Raw genomic sequence first — 1862 nt, 5'->3', positions numbered from 1 at the left:
GAGGACTAACAAAATTCTGTTTAACGGCTATGAAAAAGTGTATGATTTATGTGTTGCTGTCACTGATAGGTGTACCAACCATACAGGCCCAAATGCTGACCTATGAAGAGATAGTGAAAAAAATCACGGTCTATATGCCCGAAATGAATATAAAAGACTCGGTCTTTTTACAAGAGATAGACTCCAAGATTTTCAATTCGGGTTGCGCTTGCTTGGACTACGAAGGTGCCGATGTATTTAATGTTAAATCGAAAAGGCAAGACGATGGAAGCTATTATCTCATATTCTCGATATCTGCCTCTCCAAGAGCCAGGGAGGGGACGGGATATTTCGAATACAACGATTTCCTTTTTGTTTGGCATGGTGATCTTCCTCCATATCTATATGAACGAACGGGGGAAAAAAGAAAATTCACTTATCAACAATATGTCCCCATTATAAGACATGATTGGGGAGATTTCTATTTCAAATACTCTCGTGGAAAGATGGAGATAACCGGGCTGGGGTGCTGGTGATAACTTATGAGCCGTAACCGGTTTTTGTATGATAATCAGGAGAAACTCAGGAATACCGGCAGACGAATACCTGCAGGAGGCATTCCCCACTCATTCATCTCCTGGACCTCGCATCGTTGTGCGGGGTGACAAGACGCCCCCATCGAGTGCGGGGTGACACGCTGCTTCATTTTCGTCTCTATTCTCTTGGATATGTGCAGGAAAATACATATCTTGACGCATGAAAACAGGATGTTGAATTTCGGTATGTATTAAACCTATGCTAAAATTTATGAATAATAAGAAATTGCATAAGATATTACAGTACGTATTTATACTGTTTTCTTTGATAGTAATTGTTTATAGTGTTTTATTTATTATCAGCCAGGAAGTTAATATAAAGTATTATTTCGAAAATTCCTTACCCAACGGCAGTAATGACTCAATTCCTATTTGTCAAAAAGACTTTTTCTTAGAGGTGATATTATATGCTAAAGTTCTTCTTTTTTATGCTATATACGGACTGTTTTTATCAATCTCTTGTATAAAGCAATATCGAGCTCCACAAAAGAAAAGAATAGTATAGCCTTAAAATGATACATTATGAAAAGATATATAGCCTTGCTTTTTTTATTTTGTTCGTTACTTGCCTTTTCTCAAATAATGATATGCGAAAAAGCCGACAGTATAAAGATTAAACATTTCTCTTTTGATGTTTATACGGCAGTTAACACCCCAAGGCGATTGTTTGACAATCATTTTGAAAAAGGGAAAGGTTCTTATCCCTATTTCCTTAAAAAATTATCCTATTCAGAAATCCAACAACTCTGCCAGAATCTACTGCAACTAAATGCTCTTCCCGATTCTCTGATAAAAATAAGACCGTATGATTGTATGAAAAAGACCGTAACAACAAAACAAGGGAATACCGTAGAATTAGATATAGATCCTCTTGATGTAAGGGGAAAAATTGAGATTTACTCGCAGGGTAACCTTTCAGTAATTTGGTATGACGAAAGATTTGTGGATATGGGAAATAACAGATACTATATGTCAGATAATTTGAAGAGAATGTTAAACTGTTGGTTCGATTAATTGGAAAAGTTATGATGCAATATAAAATAAGAGGTGACGGAAATGCGACAGCTTTATTTACATATTCCGACCTACAAAATATATCTTGTAGAAGTTAATGAAAAACCAGATGATTTCCAGTGTGTTATATATTAAGTCCAATGCTATGAAATCTAAGTATGCAATTTTGATGGGTGTAATCTTCATCCTATTATCGGCACCGTTATGGGGGCAGGTATCTAATGACGAGTCAAAGAGAGAAAGAGGGTACCTGCAGGTGCCGGAGCTTGTCTT

2 protein-coding genes are annotated in these 1862 nt (G+C 36.5%); both read left to right on the top strand.

Translation table 11 applies throughout. The features are described from left to right. Nucleotides 1–515: hypothetical protein (locus tag B5G10_RS12435; protein WP_206396579.1), on the top strand; the 515-nt coding region annotated here is incomplete at its 5' end. A gap of 582 nt (nucleotides 516–1097) precedes the next feature. Next, entirely contained in the window at nucleotides 1098–1589 is a 492-nt protein-coding gene (locus B5G10_RS12425; protein WP_087425041.1) for a hypothetical protein, read from the top strand. The last annotated feature ends 273 nt before the right edge of the window (nucleotides 1590–1862 follow it).

The organism is Barnesiella sp. An55 (assembly GCF_002161555.1).
In the GTDB taxonomy this organism is placed as follows: domain Bacteria; phylum Bacteroidota; class Bacteroidia; order Bacteroidales; family Barnesiellaceae; genus Barnesiella; species Barnesiella merdipullorum.
This window is presented reverse-complemented; position numbering and strand designations above follow the sequence as displayed.